Genomic DNA, 22753 nt, shown 5'->3' with positions numbered 1-22753 from the left:
CAATTGAGAGCTCCCCGAAGTGCTGTGCAGTGCATCACCTGCACTCCGGGGTTGACCGCGACTATTTGTCGAGGCCAGTTGCAATCTGAGTCGCGATAGCCTGGGCGGTCTCGGTGTCCGGGCCCGGGGTCGGCACCATCGTGGCCTTGCGGTAGTACCGCAACTCATTGATGGAGTCCTGAATATCACCTAGAGCTCTGTGGTTGCCCGTCTTCGCAGGTGCTGACGCGTACGCCTGCGGGTACCAGCGACGGTTCAGTTCTTTGAGCGTAGATACATCAATGATTCGGTAGTGCAGATGTTCGATGACCTTAGGCATGTCACGGGCCAAGAAGTTCTTGTCGGTGCCAACTGAATTGCCACCGAGCAGAGCCTTATTGGATTCAGGGACGTGCTTCTTGATGTAGTCCATTACCAGGGTCTGGGCCGCTTCCATGGTGATGCCCGATTCGAGTTCGGGTAGCAGTCCGCTGACGGTGTGCATATTGCGAACGAAATCGTTCATCTGTGCCAAAGCTGCGTCTGCAGGCTTGATAACGACCTGGATTCCTTCATCAACAACTTCCAGTTCTGAATCGGTGATCAGCACTGCTACTTCGATCAGTGCGTCGTTGACCAGGTCTAGTCCCGTCATTTCGCAGTCGATCCATACAATTTTTTCTGAATTACTAGCCACATGACCAATCTACACTTGCTCCGGGGTTGTGGGGGAGCGCACGATGCGAAAGCCCAGAAAGAAACAGTGTCATGCCCTAACCGTGCGGTGGGCTGATGCTAAAATCGACAGAGAATTCTGGCCGCTGAAATGCCCTCTGTCTGGTGCGTTTTTGATGCGACGATGGCCCAGAAATTCATGATTTTTGGTCCGCTACAGCACGAGGTGTCAGTGTGTCAGCCAGCAACATAGAAGCAGTGCGCTCCCAGCCAGACGCTGGAGTGAACAAGACGTTGCTCAGCGGCGTCATCGGTGCTTCGCTGATACTTTTTGGCTCATTTGGCACCGGCTGGTTAGCTAGCGTTTCCCCGCTGAACCGTGACCCCTTCTTCATCATGTTGCGCACCGAATCAGCTGGCGTGGTGCTGTCTGTGATTCTGTTGGCCCTTGGCTGTTGGGTGCTCTTTCGGTCATGGTGGCGCTTAGGACAGAAACTTCGCGACTGGGGCGAAGGTTCGCTCAAAGTAGTACGACGTGCAGTGTGGCTGTGGAGCATCCCCATGTTAGTCGCCCTGCCGATCATGAGCCGCGACGTCTTTGCCTATCTCGGTCAGGGTAGATTGGTCCAAGCCGGCCAAGATCCGTATGTAGACGGTATCTCAAGTCTGAACAACTGGTTCCAACTAGGAACCGATACGATGTGGGCCCAAGACGGAACCCCCTATGGTCCACTGTTTCTTTCCATCGAATTTTTGGTTGCCAAACTGGTTGGCGGTTCCACGGACGCCGCCATCCTAGCGTTCCGCGCCATCGCATTTGTTGGTGTTCTTCTGTGCTTGCACTTTGTTCCAAAACTTGCTGGACTGCACGGTGTATCCGCTGCCAAGGCAACATGGATGACCGTTGCCAACCCACTGTTTCTCGTAAACTTTGTCGCCAGTGCTCACAATGATGCTTTGATGACTGGACTGTCCGTGTGGGCTGTTTATCTGGCATGCAAGCGTCATGGGTTCTGGGCGATTGTTGTTTTGGCAGCCTCCATCGGCGTCAAGCCAATTACCTTAGTACTTTTGCCGTTTATTGGTCTGCTCTGGGCAGGGCCGGAGGCAAAGTGGCCAAAGCGTATCTTGTACTGGGTCTATTCCGGCGTAATTTTCCTGGCATTGATGACCGTGGTCGGTTGGTTGAATGGCTATTGGTTCGGCTGGCTCGATGTCATGCTGCACTACAAGGGCACAGGCTTCTCGATCTTCGCGCCGTTGGGTTTGATGTCCGTTGCGATGACCAGCATCTTCCACTCCTTCGGACTCGATTCCAGCGGTGTGCTGCCAACGATCAGTACCATTGGGCGTCTCCTTGGTGTGGGCGTGGCCATCGTACTGATGTTCCGCGGTAAGTACTCACACCTAGTGCAACGCATGGCGATCGCCTACACGGCGATCGTGGTGCTCTCTCCAGTGATTCAGCCGTGGTACCTGCTTTGGCTATTGCCATTCTTCGCCGTCACCGGACTTCGCGATGATTGGCAGATGCTATGGCTTCACCTGACAACGATATTCTTCCTTGCCTATCAGGCAGCCGACCAGATATTCGTCTGGCAGTTCTTGCAAGAATCCCTCGTGCCTCGCGTTCAGCTGATCTCTTGGGGCCTGTCTGTCGCCTGCGCCGTCTACCTCGTGTTCTTTGATCCGAAAACCAAGTCGATTTGCCCAGATCTACTCAGCTCGACAAATTGGCTTAAAAAGGAAAAGAAAGCATAGTGGCTGTGCTGGAAATTCGTCGGAAACTACACGGGGAAAGCCTGCGCTCGCTTGGCTGGCAGGGCTTTGCGGCCTCGGTGATGATCACCGTCGCCTCCTGGGGAGTCGGCTGGTTTCCACGTAATCAACTTTCACCCATAGCTAGAAGCGGTTTCTTCATAGAATTCCGCACAGAAGCTGGCGGCGTGATCACTTGCATCGTGTTAATGGCGGTGGGCATGGTGTGGTTAACCCGAACGTGGATCCTCACTCGTCCTAAGGTTCAGAAAGCAACCGAAATAACCTCGGGGCAATTGGGCAAGCTCATCACCTTGTGGTCAGCGCCGCTGATCTTCAGCTTCCCGATTCTCAGCCGTGACGTCTATTCATACCTTGCCCAGGGCCGAATGCTGCACGCGGACAAATCCCCATACCTCGAAGGGGTTTCCGCTTTACCTGGCTGGTTCGACGGGGGATCGGACGGCCTCTGGGCCCAATCGCCCTCACCCTACGGCCCCTTCTTTTTGGTACTGTCACGAATCATCTTTTTTGTCTCCAATGGCATTCCCGAAATCGGCGTGGGCTTGCTGCGAATTGTCGCCGCCTTGGGGGTCTTGGGCTGCTATCACTTCACCACCAAGCTAGCCAAAAAAATGGGGCAGAACCCAAACTGGGCCAATTGGGCGATTGTTGGCAACCCGCTGTTCTTACTGACCACGATTGGCGGGGTCCATAACGACGCATTGATGATTGCCGGAGTCTTTAGTGCCTTGGCCTACGCCTATGATCGTCGAGCCGTCGCCTCAACCATGGCACTTGCAATTGCGGTCTCGGTGAAGCCCATCGTACTTTTGGCCTTACCTTTTATCGGCCTGATCCTGCTCAACAAGAATCCTTCCAAGCGCGCCCGTTGGATCGTGTGGCTCAAGGTCTCCCTCTTGTCGCTGATTTGGCTGACTATCATTGGAGCAGTAACGAACCTCTGGTTTGGCTGGGTGCCTGCGATGTTTAGTGCCGGTGACGCTGCATTCCCGTACGCACCGGTGGGATTGATCGGATGGAGCATGAGTCAACTTGTTGGCATGCTCGGTGGAAATGGCGCACTGGTTAACAGCATCATCGTTCAGCTGTTCCAATTATTTGCGCTAGCTATAGTCGCACGCCTTGCGCTGGTTAAAAACATCTCGAATCCTGTGCGACTGACTGCTTGGTCGTTGTCCGCCGTAGTCTTACTCGCTCCGATCATTCAGCCTTGGTACGTTCTTTGGCTGATGGCGTTTTTCGCCATCTCCCACCGCGTGTCGTGGTCATCAGAAAAGTTGATGATCTATGTCTCCACCTTGATCTTGATCGCAGTTTTTGTTGACCAGTTGTCCATTGAACAATGGCACACAGCTTGGCTCATGAAGACTTTCGCAGGTGTGCTGGCGGTCTTACTATTTGCGGGATTGTTCAGCTGCGACTCAATCACCAGACGGATCCTTGATGGGCCATCCGGGCCACTGGACAGCGCAGAACGTCGAGGCAAAAAAGGCTAGAACGCCAAAATCACATCCCTGGGCACAGCGTTTACCCTGTAGCGTCCGTTTAGATTGAACTATGCAAACAATGTTCTGGCCCGCAGCCGTAGCCATGCTCGGCGGTGCGTTCTTTTTGGGTGCTGCAGGTATTTTTCTGCTGGCCCTGCAGTACCGCCGTCACGGAAGACTATCGTGGCGTAGAACCATTACTACCGCTGCTGCCGCCGTGTATGGATTCGGTTTATTCAGTTACACGATGTTGCCGTTACCCACTTCACGTGCCGCCTCTTGTGTTCCGGGTCGTGGAATTCCGCAGCTGCGCCCGGGGCACTTAGTAAACGACTTTCAACTGACCATTGCCGAGCAAGGCTTACGTGGTTTTGCCACCAGCTTTACCTTGTGGCAGGTAATCTTCAACGTCATCCTCTTTATGCCGCTAGGTATCCTTGCCGTGCGTTGGCTCAGAGGAAATGTCTTGACCGCGATGGTGCTCGGCTTTGCCGCTTCGCTGGCCATTGAGTTGACCCAGTACACCGGAATTTGGGGATTATATGACTGTGCCTATCGGGTGGCTGACGTTGACGATGTCATCACGAACACGGCTGGCGCTTTTACCGGCGCAATTTTCGCTTACTTGCCCCTTTTCAGTTTCCTCACCGGTCCAAAAGAAGGCAATGCGCGTTATGCCGCTCCGCGCAGGGTCAACCGTGCACGCCGGGTTCTCGCGAACGTTTTTGACTTGGCCATCACAACTGGCGCCGTGTTTGTGATCACTGGTGCGTTGTCCCTTGTGGAAAAACTAGGTGGTCCAGCGGCCAATGAACAATTGATGAATCTCTGGATTCCTGTCGTGGTAGTTTTCCTGGTCTTCCTCTTACCTACCCTCACCCCAGGACGTGCGTCACTGGGCCAACGCTGTGCTTGGTTAATGATTGTCGGTGAAAACGGTGGACCGGCCCTAGCCTGGCGAGCTGTATTGCGTAGTGTTCTTGGGTTTGGTGGGATCACGTTCCTATTCCAAATTTCAACCAGTCTCACGGATTTAAGTCCATACCCGGCGCTAAATATGCTGCTCACCGTTTACATGGTGCTCAGCGCAGTCATCTTCCTGAGCGATTCACAATTGAGGGGACTGGCAGGCAAGGTCAGCAAGACCGGCTTTATTGACCGTCGAGCAATTAGACCTGCCGCGCAAGAGCACTGATCGTGTGGGGCTAAAATGTAATCTGATGGCTTTTTGACCAGTACCTTAGGGCTATCAACTCGCTTTCGACGACATATCCGAATATTGAGAAGTTAGGTCAGCCCTGCAGCATGGAAGAAAATAAGCCCGACGTCCCGAACGAACCGCACAAGGCAGTCCTAGGTACCGCTGTCGGTGCGACGGTTCTGATCGCCATTGGCGCATTCGTCTTGTCGTTCGCAGCACTGACCGACCTCGCTGAGCGCTCGGGCATTAGCCCCCGTTTGGCCTGGATCTGGCCAATCATCATTGACGGTATGATCGTTGCTGCCACCGTGGCCATCGTTGCCCTAAACGGCTTTAGTCGTAGGGCCATGGTTTATCCATGGTCGCTGTTGTTCTTTGGCGCGATTGTGTCCACGGCAGCGAACTCGACGCACGCAATTCTTACCGTTGATTCCATTGAAAATGGTGTGCCTGCGCTAGTGTCGGCTCTCGTTGCTGCAATGCCTCCAATCGTTCTTTTGGCCATCACTCACTTGACCGTGCATATGTACCAGAAGAAGTCTGAGGCCGCGAAGCTTCGAGCCGAACTGGAGTATGACGAAGAGCAAGCCAACGCTGAGAAGTACGGGGTCGCTTATGACGATGGTTACAGCGCGGCTCTTACCGATGCCCAAACCGCAGAGGCGGAGCGTCTGACTGAACTTGAGCAAGAGCACCAAGATGCCTTAGCCCGTGCTCGTGCAGAGGGTATCGCCAGCGCACGTGCTGATGCCAAGACTGCCAGTGCCAAGGCCACCGCTCAGTCTGCGACCCAGGCTAAGGATGCGCAGCAGAATGCGGCACCTAAGACCATGCAGGGTAAGACGGTTGAAGACAAGGCGCCATTGTTTGACGACATGGCCAAGCGTCTTTCCCGTCCGTAAGTTCACCTAGTGATTCCCGGCCGGATTGAATAACCATAAGGACTAGAACGACGAGCAGAATAGCTACGGGGAGGCAGTAATGACAGTTTCAAATAATGATCAGGAGCACGATGAGTTCTCTGAAAATATTGCGACCGCCGTTGAACAGTACAAGTCTGTCAGCGGTGAACTGAATACCGTCATGTCGGCCATGAAGGCCAAGATCCGAAGACTATTTGCCCAAAGCGATGTCCAACCATTGTTTATTACCGGCCGGGTTAAATCTGCTCAGTCGTTTACTGCCAAGGCCTCGCGCCGGCTGCAGGAAACCTCCGAGAGCGCACCGGTTTTGGAATTTCCCAACCCCTTGCGCGAAATCCATGACATGGTCGGAATCCGCATCATCGTCATGTTGCCCCATGAAATTCAACAGGTTGCGAGCCTGATCAAATCGCATCGAGATTCCTTCGATTGCCGCAGCGACCGTGAGAAAGATATTGGTTCGGTTGAGTCAGGAACCTACGGTTACTCCTCGCGACACCTCTTGCTGAAAACGCGTAGCGAACCAACGGTTCGCAAATTCCAGGAAGCTTTGGGCAAGCCGGTAGTAGCCAGCGGAAACTTTGTTTTTGAAGTCCAGATCCGCACAGTGCTGCAGCACGCATGGAGCGAAATGGAACATGACATTCGGTTTAAGCACCCGGGGGAGGCCGCATGGAATCCACAGATCGATCGTCACTTCACGGCCACCGCGGCGATGCTGGAAACCGTGGAAGACTACTTCACTGATATTGACGAGCTGTACCACCGATTAAATGGTTATCATGACCAGCAAGGCTCTGGTGCGGAGCCGTTGACGAGCGAAAAAATCGGCGAGATTTGGCAGACCCTGTTGCCACACGTGGACCGTAAGCGAGATGACGATTGGTCCTGGGCTGCGGAACTGCTCGACGCTCATGATATTAACCAAACTTGGCAACTGGCCCAGTTGCTGGATGCCAATGTGGTGACTGACGTTCGTGCTGCGCTGGATCACCGTTATTCGCCAGGACCAGACCGTCTGCTCGATGACGTGTTGCTGTGGAGATTTGGTAAGGAACACATCGATAAGACCAGTGGCGGTGACCTTCGTCGTGAAGGTTCATTGCGTCGTCGGCTCATCCAAATGAAGGATTACCGCTCTCAACTGGGCGGTTAGGCTCGTAGGTTCGGCGGTGGATTGTTAGTTTATGCACTTTCCACCAGCGGTTTAGCCTGTGGCTAGTAGACTAGTTAAGTTGCCCAATAACGGGCCAAAATCTTTTTTCCCGCGTGAAAGGGCCACACCATATGATTTCCGTAGCCAACCTTGAGCTACGCGTCGGCGCCCGCTTGCTGATGGACGAAGTAAACTTCCGCATCGACAAGGGCGACAAGATCGGACTGGTGGGCCGTAACGGTGCCGGAAAGACGACCATGACCAAGGTCCTCGCCGGCGAAACCCAGCCTGCATCGGGCGAAGTAATCCACAAGGGTTCTATCGGATACCTACCGCAGGATCCAAAGACTCCGGATATGGAACAGCTGGCACGCGACCGTATCCTGGGCGCCCGTGGACTCGACGTAGTACTTGGCAAATTGGCCAAGAACCGTGAAGAGATGGCGAGCGAAGATCCAGCAATTTCCGAAAAGGCCATGCGCCGATACGACCGACTGGAAGCAGAGTTCCTCGCCGCCGGTGGTTACGCAGCCGAGTCTGAAGCTGCCGCAATTTGTGCCAACTTGGATTTGCCGGACCGCATCCTAGATCAGCCGCTGCGCACCCTCTCGGGTGGTCAGCGCCGTCGTGTGGAACTGGCTCGAATCCTGTACTCGGATGCTGAGACCCTACTACTTGATGAGCCAACTAACCACTTGGACGTTGACTCGATTATGTGGCTTCGCGATTTCATCAAGAACTACGCAGGTGGCGTATTGATGATCAGCCACGACACCGGGCTGATGGAAGAGACCGTTAACAAGGTGCTTAACCTTGATGCCAACCGTGGTGTTGTTGACGTTTACAACATGAACTGGAAGCGCTACAAGATCCAGCGCGAAACCGATGAGCGTGCCCGTAAGCGCGAGCGTGCCAATATCGAGAAGAAGGCGTCTGTGCTGCAGGCCCAGGCACAGAAAATGAAGGCCCGTGCCTCGGGTGCCTCTGCCGCGCAGTCCATGCTTAAGCGTGTGGACCGTATGCTTTCTGGCCTTCAGGAAGAACGGGCTACCGATAAGGTCGCAGCCCTGCGCTTCCCAGATCCAGCACCGTGCGGTAAGACCCCGATGATGGCGGAAGGCTTGTCCAAGGCCTACGGTTCTTTGGAAATCTTCAACGATGTCTCGCTCGCGATTGACCGAGGATCAAAGGTAGTGATTCTGGGACTCAACGGTGCCGGTAAGACCACCTTGTTGCGCATGCTCGCTGGTGTCTCCGAGCCGGATACCGGAAGAATTATCCCTGGTCACGGTTTGAAGATCGGTTACTTCGCGCAGGAACACGACACCTTGGATCAGGAAGCTACGGTACTGGAAAACATGCGTCGTAATGCACCAGATCACTTGAATGACGCCGATGTGCGTTCGATTCTTGGTTCGTTCTTGTTCGTTGGCGACGATGTGTCTAAGCCTGCCGGCGTACTTTCTGGTGGCGAAAAGACTCGTCTAGCTCTGGCAACCATCGTGGCCTCTAGCGCCAACGTTTTGCTCCTTGACGAGCCGACTAACAACTTGGACCCAGCTTCACGTGCCGAGGTTTTGGGCGCACTGTCCACCTTCCCCGGTGCAGTAGTCATGGTTAGCCACGATGAGGGCGCAGTGCTTTCCCTGAAGCCAGAACGTGTAGTGATCCTGCCCGACGGTGACGAGGATCTGTTTAGCGAAGATTACCTGGAACTGGTTTCCCTGACCTAAGAATTTTCGCTCAACCGCGGTTTCTCGTAGGCTTGGCGCAACACCACTAAATTGGGATGTGCCAAGCCATGCGTTTATTTACAGGCAGTTTTGGATTTGTTGCGGTCATATTGCTCGCGGCGTCTCTGGGGGTCGGCAGTTGCTCACGTCCCGTACCTGATGACGTTAACGCACAATGGGAATTATCAAACCCTCAAAAGGTGAGCGCTCAGAGCGAAAGCCTTGATTTGAAGGTCACCCGCATTGGTTGTGCTTCTGGGTTCACGGGAGACATCACCGTCACACAGGTGAATTACTCCACGGAAAACGTCGCGGTAGGCATTGTGGTGGAGCCGCTGAAGGACCGGGCTCAAACCTGTCAGTCGAATCAGACAGTGTCCTACACCCTAGATCTTTCAGAGCCACTGGGGGAACGCACATTGATTGATCTATCTTGTGCCGAAACCAGTGACGCGGACGGGAGCACTGCAAACTGCCAGTCCGAAGCCGTCCGTTGGAAACCCTAGATCCACTGTTTTGCCCAGTTATTTGTGCTCTGGGCTAGAATCTGTCGACTGATCAAGGAGTGCGTCTTCGATGGCTTCATCGGTCAATGTACCGTCGCGACGGAATTTCTTTTCTTCAGCGTGGCGAACCTTACGCACCTTGTGGACTGGTTCATCAAACCCCAGAGCCTTGGCCTCGGCTAATTCGGCGGCATCTTCTGCGTTGAGCTTCTTCTGCTGTCGCGCGGCGTACCAGAAACCAACAAAGGCCAACACACCGAAGATATACCACTGAATTTCGTAGGAGAGATGTGGACCCTCATCCATGTCCGGAGCATCAAGTGGTTGAGGAGCAACCTTAGGAGATGGATCTTCTTCATAGGTGATGCCGTAGGCGCCCCGGGCAATGTCGTAGTTCAGGTGTGATGCGTAGTCTTCTAGCTGAATCGAGGCCAGCTGACCTTCGGGGGCGCCACGATTTAGACGTACTTCCGAGGGCTTCAAGCGAGCTTGAACGGTGACCTGTCCCGTAGGTGGTGCTGGCACAGAGTCGGGGTGACCGCTTTCTTTGTCACCAATTGGAAGGTATCCACGGTCGAGGATGACTACTTCACCAGATGTGGTCTTAAAAGGTACAAGAACCTCGTATCCTGGACGGCCCGCCTTGATGCGGTTACGCACGATATAAGTGTCATCGCTCAGATAAGTCCCGGTTAGCGAGACAGTCATCCAGATCTTTTCGTCCGGAAGCTGCTTGAACTTAGCCAGCGCTTGTTTACCTGAGACTGGATCAGCAAAGTAGTTGCGGTTCACGCGTTCGATACCGGTAAGAACTTCGTCCCTACGGTTTGCTTGCCAATTGCCTAAGCTAATGCACGCGGTGGCGAAAATTGCCACCAGGACTAACCAGCCTACCCAACGGGTGCTTGCTAGAAATCGGTACATTTACTCAGTGCCTCCTGAGGTGCTCGATAGTGGCAAAGTTTCTCGGTGCAGCAGGCGTTCCTTGAGATAGGTTTCCAACCATTCCAGGTGTTCTGGGCAGGCCAACCAAATCTTGCGACGCTCAGGAGTATGAATCTTGGGATTATTCCAGAGCAATTGATGCTCTGCGAGATTACGGCAACCCTTCCTGGAGCACTGGACTTCGGTCGGCGATTGCGGTTGGGATTGCCCCAGGGAACCTAGTAAATCCACTAGTCCTCTTTCTCAGTGCTACTGGGCTGATCAACAAAAGTTCCGTCAATCACATCGTCATTCTCGTAAGAAGCGTGTTGTGCGGTGGGAGGAGCGGCAAGTTGTTCTGGCTCCGGGGCCTTGTAAAACTCGGCAGGCGGCTCGCGCTTAGTCAGATCGGCACCACCATTGGCGACGACTACTGCGACATACGGAAGGACTACTGCACCTGCGACAAAGACCCATCGCAGCCAGCCATCAAAGAAAAAGGCCAAGACGAAGCAAATCATGCGGACGGTCATCGAAATCGTGTACTTGCGCACACGGGTATCGCGCTCAGAGGTGTGCGATTCACGCGCTTCGGTGATGCGGTGAACGCCCGGCTGATCAGAATCGTGATTCGTGGGCTGGGATGACATGTAAAGACTTCACTTTGCTGTACGGGAACTACCTCCATTGTCTCACTTGTGGCACAAAGAGAGTAATTTCTACGCGCTGTCGAAGCGGTAAAACTGGTCGGTAACTAATAGGATTGATCACGGAGAAGCTACTTAACTAGGCAAAGTGCGCTAGACGAGGCCCCGATCACACACGTCGGGCACGCCTACCGAAGCGTATGAATGGAGAAATACATTGACTACGGAACCAACCACCGGCCGCAGCGTCCTCGTTACTGGCGGCAATCGTGGCATCGGACTTGCGATTGCTCGTGCCTTCGAAGCCAACGGCGATAAGGTAGCGATCACCTACCGCAGCGGTGAAGTTCCTGAAGGACTCTTGGGCGTCAAGGCTGACGTTACCGACTACGCTTCCATTGACGAAGCGTTCAAAGAAGTTGAAGCCGCTCATGGCCCGGTCGAAGTTCTTATCGCCAACGCTGGGGTCACCAAAGACACCTTACTATTGCGCATGAGTGAAGATGACTTCACTTCCGTGATCGATACCAACCTGACCGGGGCTTTCCGCGTGATCAAGCGCGCAAGTAAGGGCATGTTGCGTCTGAAGAAAGGCCGAGTTGTGTTGATCTCTTCGGTCGTAGGCCTCTACGGATCACCTGGTCAGATCAATTACTCGGCTTCCAAGTCCGGCTTAGTCGGCATTGCCCGTTCGCTAACTCGTGAACTAGGTTCGCGTGGCATCACTGCCAACGTTGTTGCGCCTGGCTTCATCAACACCGAGATGACCGCGGTGCTACCAGAAGAAACCCAGAAGGGGTACCTGGCTAGCATTCCTGCCAACCGTTTCGCAGAGCCCGAAGAAGTTGCCAACGTTGTTCGCTGGGTCGCCAGCGACGAGGCAGCGTATATTTCCGGTGCTGTGATCCCTGTTGACGGCGGCTTAGGCATGGGCCACTAAGAATTTTCGTTGCTCCAAAGTGTGGGCACAAACTAATTTTCCCGAAGAATTAAGGAGAACACTGAACATGAGCGAATACAAAGGTGCCGTAGTTACCGGTTCCTCCCGCGGCATTGGCGCTGTTACTGCGCAGCTGTTGGCAGAACAGGGCATTGGCGTCGTAGTGAACTACCGCGCGAAGGCTCCACGGGCCAATAAGATCGTCGCAGCAATCGAGGAAAAGGGCGGCAAGGCCGTTGCTGTCGGTTCGGATTTGACCACTGCTGAAGGCCCGCAGGCTCTAGTTGATGCTGCCGTTGAGAACTTCGGTTCCCTAGATGTGTTGGTGCTCAACGCGTCAGGTGGCATGGAGACGTCCCTGGGTGAAAACTACGCTTTGCGTTTGAACCGTGACGCTCAGGTTGCCATGCTCACCGCAGCATTGCCAAAGATGAGTGAAGGTGGCCGCGTTGTCTTCGTGACCAGCCACCAGGCACACTTCATCAATGAGGTTTCCACCATGGGAGCTTATGACGAGGTTGCCAAGTCCAAGCGTGCTGGCGAAGATGCACTGCGCGAAATGATCCCACAGCTCAGCGAAAAGAACATCAGCTTTGTTGTCGTATCCGGTGACATGATCGAAGGTACCATTACCGCGACCCTGCTGAACCGCATGGAGCCAGGTGCCATTGACGCTCGTCGTGAAGCAGCAGGCAAGCTATACTCCGTTGAAGAATTTGGCGCAGAAGTAGCCAAGATGGTGTTCGCCGAGGTTGAGACCGGACACACCGAGCTAGTTGGCGGCGCAGGGGACTTCCTGGAGCAGGCAGGCAAGTAGTCCGGGTCCAGAACCAATAAAGGCTGGTGTTCAACATCCATGGGGATGTTGAACACCAGCCTTTATTCATTCCCATCGTTGCGATCAGGTTCAACAAGAGTGAGCACAAAGGAAAATCGCCGGGTGCCCCGCCATGTGGGGCACCCGGCGATCATTACTTAGAACACGTTGTTATGGTTTTTCACCACAAACGATCTTGTTCCATGGGCTGTAGGTCCAGGTCTTCTTATCCGCTGGAAGCTTCTTTGATCCATCGATGGCCTCGCGGTATCGAGTGATATCGATGGTGAAGCCCTTCTGTCCACCGGACTCGGAAACACACTTTTCAGCGTTGTTGTACTTGGTCTCAGGGTCGGTCTTGTTGTACTGACCTGAGCTTTTCTGAGTGACCTTCCAGTACTTGGTGGACCACAGTCGGGTATGTACGGCATCCCCGTCGACCCAAGCCTGAACCATGACACCGTAAGGAGTATTGTTCTGCCAGACCATATCGACCTGACCTTCCCACAGCGTGGCTTCACGGCCTGCTGGGTAGCGGTCGAACCAGCGGGAGTGTGGCTTGTGAGTGATGTCATCGTAGCCGGCTAGGAAACCAACGTTGTACATTTGGGTGGAAATCTGAGAGAGGCCACCACCGACGGCTTCAGAGCTGAATCCGTTCTCAACAACACCCGAGGTGTAGTAACCATTAGCCTCGGTGATCGGACCCAGGGTTTTTAAAAGTGAGAACTGTTCACCGGGCTTGACGATAACCCCGGTTACCCGCGCAGATCCGGCCTTGAGGTTCTTGGTTCGCACCGTATCTGAAGCCGGGTAAGGGGTCGAAAAGTCTACGATCGGTTCCTTGACGCCCAGCTTCTCGGCATCTGCGGTGGTAAAGTCCGCCTCCGTTTCGGTCATCTTGACCGTCGCAGTCCGATCCGCAGTGGCGGTCGCGGCCAACACCTTGGCCCCTAGGCCATCGGTTTCTAGCGAAATGCCGTTGGTCGACTTTGTAATCGAAGGTTTGCCATCTTTTAGGGTGATCTTTGCGTCTTTGGCGGTGCTAGAAAGATCTGTTCCCTTGGTGGCCGCGTTGTACAACTTCTTATCATCCAAGGTGAGGGCAGGTTTGCCATCCTTGGCTGAGTAGGTTGCTGCGCTGATGATGTCAGCAGTTGAAACGGTCGCCTTCTTGTCACCTGAATCCAAGGTGACCTTGTCTTTGAGCAACGCCTTGACCTGATCGTCGTAGAAGGCCTGCAAATCATTTTCGGAGACTTCAGGCTTTTTCACGTCGGCAGGCAACTCAATAGCAGCACCATCAAGAGACCAATCATCACTGATCTTTTTAACGGCATCATCGGTGTTCAACTCAACCCCGTCAGCCGGCTTGGTCAGCTTCGCCTCACCATCGGCAAACTCGATCGTTCCTTCAGTCGCTTTAGCATTGGCCTTTTTGGCCAGAGCTTCAACTTGTGTCTTGAGCTTGTCCTGATCGACTTCGAGGTCAGGGGTGACCTTGTAGTCGTTCGTCAGTCGTTCATAGAGCTTGACTGGGTTTACCTCGTAGGTGGTGAGGTCATTAACAGTGTTTTCAATACTCAAGCTCATGCCCGCCTTGGCTGGATCAAGCTCATAGTCTTTGCCGTTGACCTTTAGCGCCACTGGCTTTTGAGCCAGGGGAGTTGCAACCTTGGCAAGTTCTGCCTGAGCTTCGTCCTTGTTCATGGAACCGATATTGACACCGGCGACCGAAGCGTTGGCTGGAACCTGCGAGCTGATGACCGCTGCGGCTCCGAAGTATGCGGCGGTGAGGGCAACGGCGCAGGAGCCGCCGATGATCCAAGGCTTGGCCTTGCTCTTCGACTTCTTCTTGTTAGAAGACGCTGCTGGATTAGAGTCCTGAGGTGGGGTCTGCACTGGTATTAGAGTTCTTTCGAAAGCGTATAGATGTTGCCGCTCGGTCGAGGTATCTACCACAGGCCATTAATGCGTCATTCAAAATACTATCTGCTGGAGCAACTGAACACCGTGCCGTAAGGGCCTGATGTACCGAATTGTTATCTAGTTGTCGGGAAACAACTAGCTAAGGTCGTTGAGCACCAGGTCTGCAATGACGTCCAGGCGAGAAAAATCCAGACGCACATCGGCTTGATCTCGTAACGCTGGCTTGGCATTAAAGGCGATACCCAAGCTCGCAGCAGCGACCATGGCAAGATCATTGGCACCGTCACCGGCCGCGATTGTCGCAGACAGTGGGATGCGGTGCTCTTCGGACCATTGGCGCAGCTTTGTTTCCTTCATGGCACGGTCAACGATGTCTCCATGAACGGTTCCATCCAGTACGCCGTCGGTGATTCCCAAGGTGTTGGCCAAAGCATGATCAAGGTTCAAGGTTTCTGCCAGTGGGTCAAGAATCTGCTGGAACCCGCCGGAAACTACGGCAACTTTATGGCCGGCTGCATGGAATCTGCGTACCAATGAAGCCGCGCCGTCGGAGAGGATGATGCGCTGACCGACCTCTTGTAATACCGAATCTGGAAGACCTTTGAGAGTGGCGACTCGTTGGACCAGTGATTGTGCGAAGTCCAACTCACCGCGCATCGCGGCCTCGGTGACTTCGGCGACTTCTTTTTCGCGTCCCGCGTGAGCCGCAAGCAGCTCGATGACTTCTTGTTTGATCAAGGTGGAATCTACGTCCATGAGCAAGAGCAGTTGCCCAGCTTCGCTGATCTCGTCCGGAACGACGGCGAGGCAGACATCCGAGTAACTCATATTGCCAGCAGCGACCTGATTGTCGATGAAGGCACTGGAGGCCTGCTGTAACTCACCTCGTTCTGCCGCAGATAAATGTATCTTCGCTACTAGACGGTCCTCGCTGATGTTGATCAACTTTTCGTTGACCTCCGAAATGAGGTCTTCAGCGACGGCTTGTTCCAAGAGACTAAGGAACTGTTCGCGTGGCAGGGAAGGGCGAGAGACAAATACTAGTGAAGAAGCCATGTAACTAATTTTCGTTGATGCAACGATTACGACCAAACATGACGGCACTGACCGGGGGATAAACGGCGAATTGGCGGTGATTCAATTAGTTAATTGGCACCGAAAAGTCTAGTCTTGAATACCATGAGCGAAGTGCTAACTTTCAAAGATGTCAGCGTGGTACGCGGACGAAAAGAACTGCTCAAGGACGTGTCCTGGGAAGTTAAAGAAGGACAACGATGGATCGTGCTGGGCGCCAACGGCGCCGGCAAATCGACCCTCATGAATATTGCGGCCGCTCGGTTGCATCCCACCCGCGGCACCGCTGGAATTCTTGGCGAACAGCTCGGCCGAGTTTCAGTATTTGACCTGCGTCCGCTGATCGGATTGAGCTCGGCGTTGGTGGCCAACTCAATTCCCGCCAGCGAGACTGCTTTGAACGTAGTGGTCACTGCCGCCTATGGCACGACCGGTCGATGGCGTGAGCAATACGAGAAGATGGATGAGCGACGAGCCTTCCAACTCTTGCACCAGTGGGGAATGTCCACCTTCATGAACCAGCCGTTTGGCAAGCTTTCCGAGGGGGAACGAAAGCGCGTACTGATTGCTCGCGCACTCATGACTGATCCGGAGCTGATGATTCTTGATGAGCCTGCTGCGGGATTGGACCTGGCGGGCCGCGAGGAACTTGTCGCCCAGATGACGCAATTGGCGGCGGACGAAGACGCGCCTGCGCTAGTTCTCGTTACCCACCACCTCGAAGAAATTCCTTCAGGGTTCACCCACATTTTGATGATGCGCGAGGGCCAGGTCATTGCCTCAGGTGAACTGGAATCAACGCTGACCGAGGAGAATCTGGAAGCGACGTACGGGTTGAAGCTATCGCTTCGCCGTGACGGTGGGCGATTCTCGGCTTTTGCCAAGATCTAAAACGAACTATCTGAAGGGGATCACTGCCCGTGGTTGAATTTTGGCGTGAAGCCCTGATCTTTATAGGCGGCCTCTGGGCCGGAACGATCAATACAGTTGTTGGTTCCGGCACTTTGGTTACCTTCCCTATTCTTGTTGCGTTAGGAACTGCGCCGGTTAACGCCGTTGTTTCCAACGCTATGGGTCTTGTCGCTGGAGGATTCTCTGGTGCGTGGGGCTATCGCAGGGAAGCGGCAAGTGTTAAGAAAACCTTGCTTAAACTCATTCCCGTCTCGCTTGTCGGAGGGCTCATAGGCTCACTGTTGCTGCTTAGCCTACCCGAGAGTGTTTTCGGAATTGTTGCCCCAGTACTGTTGATCTGTGCGCTGGTCCTAGTGATTTTCCAACCTCGTTTAGCGAAGTGGGCCAAGACTCGACAGGCCGCCCGGGGTGGCACGGATCCAACTGGGGCGGATCGAGCCAGGATTCCATTGATCTTGTACATCTTGGTCTTTGTTATCGGTGTGTACGGTGGTTACTTCACCGCAGCTCAAGGTGTACTGCTGATGGCTGTTTTTGGAGTGTTCCTTCAAGCCTCGTTGCAACAGTCCAATGCAATCAAGGTCATTCTTTCGTTGATCGTTAACCTGATGGCAGCGGTGATGTATCTCGTCATTGCACCGGAACGAATCAACTGGCTCATTGTCTTGCTGATCGCTGTGGGATCGCTCATTGGTGGATTCATCGGTGCCAAGATCGGACGCAAGCTCTCTCCGGGCTGGCTCCGTGGAATTATCGTTGTCCTTGGGCTAATAGCCCTTACCAACATGATCATTAAGTTGCTGTAGAACCGTGAACGATATTGTGAATCCCGAACGCATCTTGCATGTAGAAGATCTTGAGGATCCTCGGCTTGATGAGTACCTTAGGCTGTCCGAAGCTCATTTGCGAATGCGCACTGATGTGGAAAACGGGCTCTATATTGCCGAGAGCACCAAAGTTGTTCAGCGAGCAATCAATGCCGGACATGTTCCTCGTAGTTTCTTGCTTGCAGCAAAGCACTTGGGCCAACTGACTGAAGAATTCAACAAATATCCCGACGCTCCAATCTTTATCGGAGACGACAAGCAACTTGAAGACTTGGTTGGTTTTCATTTGCACCGTGGTGCGATGGCATCCATGAACCGTCCTGAGTCACTGGACTTAGACCAGGTTCTCGCAACGAGTACTCGAATTGCCATTCTTGAAGACGTAGCGGACCACACCAATTTGGGTGCGATTATTCGTTCAGCTTCCGGCCTGGGCATAGACGCGGTTCTGCTGACGCCCAAGTGTGTTGATCCGTGGTACCGACGTAGTGCGCGAGTTTCGATGGGAACGGTCTTTGACCTGCCGTGGGTACGCTTGGAAAACTGGCCCATGGATATTCACAGGCTCAAGTCTCATGGGTACGAATTATTGGCCATGGAACTTACGGATGACGCTGTAGCGCTCAACGATGTTCGCATTGAGTCTGGTGAAAAAATCGCCATGATCTTAGGCAATGAAGGTCGGGGAGTTACGCAGGAAGCTCTGGATCTTGCTGACCGTACGGTCATCATTCCCATGCACCGCGAAGTCGATTCGTTGAATGTGGGTGCTGCAAGCGCGATTGCGTTCTGGCATTTGTGCTCCGCACCACGGTAGTAAGGTTCTCTGACGGAGCAATTGTGCGATAGGATGTAATGTCTGTGTGTTGCGAGTTCTCTCCTGAGCGTAGCTTCGCCGGACTTCATTTCCGAGTAAGTAGCTGCTGGCAAAATCCAGTGGCCATAAACATAAAGGTGTATAGCTATGAAGGCTGATATCCATCCAAATTACGCCGCTGTGGTATTCAACGACCTGGCATCCGGCGAAAAGATCCTGACTCGTTCGACCGCAACTTCGAACAAGACCATCGAGTGGGAAGACGGCAACACTTACCCAGTGATTGACGTTGAAATCTCGGCTGCTTCGCACCCGTTCTACACCGGTAAGCAGCGCATCATGGACACCGCTGGTCGTGTCGAGCGCTTCAACGCCCGCTTCAAGGGCTTCGGCGGCAAGAAGTAATACTTCGCCCCTCGCAAGCTTTACGCGGCGCGCTTCCCATTGCGGGAAGCGCGCCGCTGTTGCTTTAACTACCAGAGTAGGCCTAAGGAATTGCCAGCTGCCTTGATGTGATCTATGTCCATGTAAATGGGGGTAAACGTTGCTCAGGGATAGACTGGGGACATGATGCATCATGGTGAGTACAAGGTAGTCGGTGGCAAATTAGTCGTAGTCGATCTGGACAGTAACGACGGAAAAATCACTAACGTTTCACTTAACGGAGACTTCTTCCTAGAGCCTGACGAAGCGTTAGAGGATCTCAACGCAGCGGTGCTCGGACTGCCCACCGATGCCAGCCATAGCACCATCCGCGATGCAGTTACCAAAAACTTACGCGAGGGCGCAGTATTGTTTGGTTTTGATGCCGATGCTGTGGCCCGAGTTGTACGCCGTGCGCTGGGTCACGCCACCAAATGGGAAGATCATCAGTGGGAAGTGCTGGGTCCAGAGATTATCCCAATTGCTGAACAGGTGGCCTTGGACGAAGTTCTCACCCGTCAGATTGCCCAAGGTGTACGCAAGCCAACGATTCGTTTCTGGGATTGGAACGAAGGAGCAGTAGTTATTGGATCCTTCCAGTCGCTGAAAAACGAAGTCGACATGGAACAAGCCCAGAACTACGGGATCAAAGTTGTTCGCCGTATTTCTGGTGGCGGTGCCATGTTTATGGAAGCCGGCAACTGCATCACCTACTCGCTATATGCCCCTGAGTCTTTGGTGGACGGCATGAGCTTTGCTGATTCATACCCCTACCTCGATGAGTGGGTCATGCAGGCGCTGGAAAGTATCGGTCTTAAAGCCCATTACAAGCCGCTGAATGACATTGCTACTGAGGCCGGAAAAATTGGTGGAGCTGCACAAAAACGACTGGCTAATGGAGCAATGCTGCACCACGTGACGATGAGCTACGACATTGACGCTGAGAAAATGATGCAGGTTCTTCGTATTGGTCGTGAGAAGATCTCGGACAAGGGGATTACCTCAGCGGTGAAGCGTGTAGATCCGTTGAAATCTCAAACAGAGTTGGGTCGTTTGGAGATCATCAAGATCATGATGGAAACTTTCGCACAGCGCACTGGCGCCCAACCAGCACAGATCGATGAGGATACTCGTGCCGCCGCTAGGAAGCTGGCTGAAACTAAATTTGATACCGAGCAATGGACTGCACGAGTTCCTTAACCTCAACACGCTACAAAGTAAAAAGAGCCCAGAGTTCTCGATGGCACATCATCGAGAAATCTGGGCTCCAGTTTGATCCGTTAGCGACTGGTTCGACTGAATGCCTGTGCGTTCAACGAACGTTCTAGCTCTGCGCGTTCTTCCAGGAGGATTCGCTTTAATGCGTTAGGAGCTTGGTCATTTTCATCGAGCCATTTGGTGGCGGAGACCAACGCTTGATTCTGTTCAACTGATCCGTCCAAGTCCTGATGTCCTGGGAACAGGCCTTCGATGACACGGGTGGAGAATTCCATGCTCATTGTTTCGAATACTGGCAGGATAGCTGCCCAGAATCGAGTCTCAAAAGGAGCCAGCAGCGAAGCGGAACCCAGCGAGAATCCTAGAGCTGTGGCTGAAAGAGCATCGTTGGATAATGATGACCTCTCATCGCGGGCCATGAGAACGGTATCAAATGCGCTTTCCTTAACCTGGGCATCTGGTCGGGCGGCTAGGGCCGTGCGAAGCGCATTGTTAGCGATGCTCGTTGGGTTGGCTTGAGCTGCAGCCTGCATCTGTGCTTCGGCTGTAGCATCTAGACGCCCGGAAGCGGCTAGCGCAATATACGAGTTCCATAGCAGCTGCTCATCAACGGTGACGTTAAGACGGTTAGGCTGCTCGCCTAAGAACGCGTCGATCACCTCGTTCGCAACGCCCGATCGAGCGAGCCGAGTTAAGGCCCGAGCAGTGGTGGTCTGTTGATCGCTACCGGATTCGAAGACGCCAAGCCAGCCAGTCAAGACCTTCACGGCTTCGTTGCGTAGCTCTGCACGCATTTCAGGAGCAACGTACTTGCTAATGGAGTCAACCAGTTGATTCGTTAATACGGTGAACACGCCGGCATCGGTAACGGTGTGAGCATGCGCCAAAATCGCTCTTGCGTAACTTTGTGCGTCCAAGGTCGCCGAGCGTACAGCGTCCCACAGCGAAGCCCAGCAAGTGGCTCGCGGCAAGGAGTCGGTTAGTCCTGAGAGGTGATTGAGCAAGGTAGTCCGTGAAGCTGCGTCAAATTCAATCAGGGCGTAAGTCTGGTCGTCATCGTTGGGCAACATCAGATCTGGAACTGTCCTACCAACAAGGAATTCAAGTTCAACCGACGCTCCGGATAGTTCTACCGGCACCGAATCGGTACGTACTAGTTTTCCTTCGCGGAGTTCGTAAGCGCCGACGCTGAGAACATGCGGGCGAACGATTTTCTGGCCGGTCACCGGGTCGGTACCAAACTGATCTAGCTGGGCAGCTTCAATCAGGCCATTGTCGTCGGTTGAATAGCTGATCTTCAGTTTGGGTACGCCGCTAGTCTTCAACCAGGCCTCGGCCCATCCACGCATATCGCGTCCGCTGGCAGTTTCCAAGGCCTGTAGGAAATCTTCGAGCGAAGTATTTGAGTATGCGTGTTTGCGGAAGTAAGCGCGTGCGGCATCGCGGAAAGCTTCTTCGCCAACAAAGGCGGCGAGCTGTTTGAGCACACTGGCACCCTTGGCATAGGTGATGCCATCAAAATTCTGATCGGCTGCTAGAAGATCGGGGATGTCGGCCACGATTGGGTGTGTGGTTGGCATCTGATCAGCCACATAAGCCCACGCCTTGCGTCGGGCAGCGAAAGTAGTCCACGCGGTGGTGAAGTCGGTGGCCTGATCATTGGCCAAGGTGCCGATGTAGTCAGCAAACGATTCTTTGAGCCAGAGGTCGTCCCACCATTTCATGGTGACCAAGTCGCCGAACCACATATGCGCCATTTCGTGCATGATGGTGTTGCCACGCTGTTCATATTGGGCTTCGGTTGCGCGCGAGGTGAAGACGTAACTTTCGGTGAATGTCACCAGGCCAGGGTTTTCCATGGCGCCCAAGTTGTATTCGGGTACGAACGCCGAATCATATTTGCCCCATGGGTAGGGGTAGTCAAAGAGCCCATGGTAGTAGTCCAGTCCACGACTGGTGAGTTCCAGAATCTGTGCTCCATCAAAGTGCTCGGCCAGAGAAGCGCGGCAGGTGGCCGCCATCTCGATGACCAGCTGTTCACCATCGGGCAAGGTTTGCACGTTTTGGGCGCGCTCAACATGGTAGGGACCGGCCAGAACTGCGGTGATATAGCTGGAAATTGGTGGAGTGGGGGAGCAAGCGACAGTTTTGGTGCCATCTTCGTTTTGGGCTTCATCAACGATTGGCTGGTTGCTGGCTAGGTGCCAGCCCGCTGGGCCTGTGAGGGTAAAACGGAAGCTAGTTTTCAGATCTGGTTGTTCGAAGCAGGCGAAGACTCGACGTGCTTCTGAAGGTTCGAACTGGGTGTAGAGGTAAGTCTCGCCGTCTTGAGGATCAACAAATCGGTGAAGTCCTTCGCCCGAGCGTGAGTACAGTGCCTGCCCGGTAATTTTTACGGTATTGGGCACATCAACGCGCAAATTATCCAGGTAGATTCTGGCATCGAGTACTGCGTTAGACAGATCAATTGGTGTTCCGTTGACCAAAACTTCTTCCACGGACTCGTGAATGAAGTCAATGAAAGTATCGGCTCGTTTGGAGGAGAAATTCAGCGTGGTGACCGAGGTGAAACTGGTAGCTGAAATGTCGCTGGCGTTGCTTAGATCCAGTTGTACTTCGGCGAAGTGCCACGTGATGTTTTCAGCGCGCCAAGCCGCCTCGTCGCGTCGCAGGTTTTCATTAGGTGCATAGCGTTCTAAAGTGTCCACCATTACAGCTTAGCTGTGAAACGAATGTTTGAGACCTAGGTGCGACTACTAATTCATCTGACCCCCAAGGTTGAA

The 22753-nt window shown here is 53.7% G+C and carries 21 protein-coding genes; 14 read left to right on the top strand and 7 right to left on the bottom strand.

Features of this window, described 5'->3' with window-relative positions:
• Window positions 1-61 precede the first annotated feature (61 nt).
• Window positions 62-676 (bottom strand): oligoribonuclease, encoded by a 615-nt coding sequence (orn, locus tag FJV47_RS04100; protein WP_159610313.1) that lies wholly within the window; start codon window positions 674-676, stop codon window positions 62-64.
• A gap of 212 nt (window positions 677-888) precedes the next feature.
• On the opposite strand from orn, the gene mptB (FJV47_RS04095) reads away from it, so the two are divergent.
• From mptB (FJV47_RS04095) to FJV47_RS04065, 7 genes are all read left to right on the top strand, one after another.
• Window positions 889-2415, top strand: a complete 1527-nt coding sequence (mptB, locus tag FJV47_RS04095) for a polyprenol phosphomannose-dependent alpha 1,6 mannosyltransferase MptB (RefSeq protein WP_235026335.1) — start codon at window positions 889-891, stop codon at window positions 2413-2415.
• Window positions 2415-3932 carry a polyprenol phosphomannose-dependent alpha 1,6 mannosyltransferase MptB gene (gene mptB, locus FJV47_RS04090; RefSeq protein ID WP_159610311.1) on the top strand — a complete coding sequence of 506 codons (1518 nt, stop codon included), beginning with the start codon at window positions 2415-2417 and terminating at the stop codon, window positions 3930-3932. Before mptB (FJV47_RS04095) ends, mptB (FJV47_RS04090) begins: the two co-directional genes overlap by 1 nt.
• A gap of 70 nt (window positions 3933-4002) precedes the next feature.
• Window positions 4003-5118 (top strand): VanZ family protein, encoded by a 1116-nt coding sequence (locus FJV47_RS04085; RefSeq protein ID WP_159610309.1) that lies wholly within the window; start codon window positions 4003-4005, stop codon window positions 5116-5118.
• 110 nt (window positions 5119-5228) lie between these two features.
• On the top strand, window positions 5229-6026 hold the full coding sequence (locus tag FJV47_RS04080) for a DUF2637 domain-containing protein (protein WP_159610307.1): 798 nt from the start codon (window positions 5229-5231) through the stop codon (window positions 6024-6026).
• 79 nt (window positions 6027-6105) lie between these two features.
• Entirely contained in the window at window positions 6106-7203 is a 1098-nt protein-coding gene (locus FJV47_RS04075; RefSeq protein ID WP_159610305.1) for a GTP pyrophosphokinase family protein, read from the top strand.
• Between the two features lie 131 nt (window positions 7204-7334).
• Window positions 7335-8936: an ABC-F family ATP-binding cassette domain-containing protein gene (locus FJV47_RS04070; protein ID WP_159610303.1), complete on the top strand. Its 1602-nt coding sequence runs from the start codon at window positions 7335-7337 to the stop codon at window positions 8934-8936.
• A gap of 200 nt (window positions 8937-9136) precedes the next feature.
• Window positions 9137-9442, top strand: coding sequence for a hypothetical protein (locus FJV47_RS04065; RefSeq protein WP_159610301.1), 306 nt, complete (start codon window positions 9137-9139; stop codon window positions 9440-9442).
• Window positions 9443-9460: 18 nt separating this feature from the next.
• Here the strand turns inward: FJV47_RS04065 and FJV47_RS04060 are convergent, their stop codons facing one another.
• Genes FJV47_RS04060 through FJV47_RS04050 form a run of 3 tightly spaced genes read right to left on the bottom strand, consistent with a single transcriptional unit; the run spans window position 9461 to window position 11016 of the window.
• Complete coding sequence (locus tag FJV47_RS04060) at window positions 9461-10366, bottom strand: SURF1 family protein (protein ID WP_159610299.1); 906 nt, start codon at window positions 10364-10366, stop codon at window positions 9461-9463.
• Entirely contained in the window at window positions 10367-10618 is a 252-nt protein-coding gene (locus tag FJV47_RS04055; RefSeq protein WP_159610297.1) for an acetone carboxylase, read from the bottom strand. It abuts the gene before it with no gap.
• Window positions 10618-11016: a DUF3099 domain-containing protein gene (locus FJV47_RS04050; protein WP_159610295.1), complete on the bottom strand. Its 399-nt coding sequence runs from the start codon at window positions 11014-11016 to the stop codon at window positions 10618-10620. Before FJV47_RS04050 ends, FJV47_RS04055 begins: the two co-directional genes overlap by 1 nt.
• Before the next feature lie 214 nt (window positions 11017-11230).
• Between FJV47_RS04050 and FJV47_RS04045 the strand changes: the two genes are divergently transcribed.
• Complete coding sequence (locus FJV47_RS04045) at window positions 11231-11953, top strand: beta-ketoacyl-ACP reductase (protein WP_159610293.1); 723 nt, start codon at window positions 11231-11233, stop codon at window positions 11951-11953.
• A gap of 67 nt (window positions 11954-12020) precedes the next feature.
• Window positions 12021-12770, top strand: coding sequence for an SDR family oxidoreductase (locus tag FJV47_RS04040; RefSeq protein ID WP_159610291.1), 750 nt, complete (start codon window positions 12021-12023; stop codon window positions 12768-12770).
• 171 nt (window positions 12771-12941) lie between these two features.
• On the opposite strand, the gene FJV47_RS04035 is transcribed toward FJV47_RS04040, so the two are convergent.
• Both FJV47_RS04035 and serB read right to left on the bottom strand, forming a co-directional pair.
• Window positions 12942-14672 (bottom strand): VanW family protein, encoded by a 1731-nt coding sequence (locus FJV47_RS04035; protein ID WP_235026334.1) that lies wholly within the window; start codon window positions 14670-14672, stop codon window positions 12942-12944.
• A gap of 162 nt (window positions 14673-14834) precedes the next feature.
• Window positions 14835-15755 (bottom strand): phosphoserine phosphatase SerB, encoded by a 921-nt coding sequence (gene serB / locus FJV47_RS04030; protein WP_159610289.1) that lies wholly within the window; start codon window positions 15753-15755, stop codon window positions 14835-14837.
• 123 nt (window positions 15756-15878) lie between these two features.
• Here serB and FJV47_RS04025 point away from each other — a divergent pair, with 123 nt between their 5' ends.
• From FJV47_RS04025 to FJV47_RS04005, 5 genes are all read left to right on the top strand, one after another.
• Window positions 15879-16664 carry an ABC transporter ATP-binding protein gene (locus FJV47_RS04025; RefSeq protein WP_159610287.1) on the top strand — a complete coding sequence of 262 codons (786 nt, stop codon included), beginning with the start codon at window positions 15879-15881 and terminating at the stop codon, window positions 16662-16664.
• A 29-nt stretch (window positions 16665-16693) separates the two neighbouring features.
• Window positions 16694-17491 (top strand): sulfite exporter TauE/SafE family protein, encoded by a 798-nt coding sequence (locus tag FJV47_RS04020; protein ID WP_159610285.1) that lies wholly within the window; start codon window positions 16694-16696, stop codon window positions 17489-17491.
• Window positions 17492-17495: 4 nt separating this feature from the next.
• The gene (locus FJV47_RS04015; RefSeq protein ID WP_159610284.1) at window positions 17496-18329 is read left to right on the top strand and encodes an RNA methyltransferase; all 834 of its coding nucleotides are present in this window, start codon (window positions 17496-17498) and stop codon (window positions 18327-18329) included.
• A 147-nt stretch (window positions 18330-18476) separates the two neighbouring features.
• Window positions 18477-18734 (top strand): type B 50S ribosomal protein L31, encoded by a 258-nt coding sequence (locus FJV47_RS04010; RefSeq protein ID WP_159610282.1) that lies wholly within the window; start codon window positions 18477-18479, stop codon window positions 18732-18734.
• Between the two features lie 162 nt (window positions 18735-18896).
• Window positions 18897-19952 (top strand): biotin/lipoate A/B protein ligase family protein, encoded by a 1056-nt coding sequence (locus FJV47_RS04005; RefSeq protein ID WP_159610280.1) that lies wholly within the window; start codon window positions 18897-18899, stop codon window positions 19950-19952.
• A gap of 80 nt (window positions 19953-20032) precedes the next feature.
• Here the strand turns inward: FJV47_RS04005 and pepN are convergent, their stop codons facing one another.
• The gene (gene pepN, locus FJV47_RS04000; protein WP_159610278.1) at window positions 20033-22678 is read right to left on the bottom strand and encodes an aminopeptidase N; all 2646 of its coding nucleotides are present in this window, start codon (window positions 22676-22678) and stop codon (window positions 20033-20035) included.
• Window positions 22679-22753: the final 75 nt, after the last annotated feature.

This window comes from Glutamicibacter sp. JC586, assembly GCF_009805585.1.
In the GTDB taxonomy this organism is placed as follows: Bacteria; Actinomycetota; Actinomycetes; order Actinomycetales; family Micrococcaceae; genus Glutamicibacter.
Note: the sequence above shows the minus strand (reverse complement) of the source record. Positions and strands in the feature narration are given on the sequence as shown.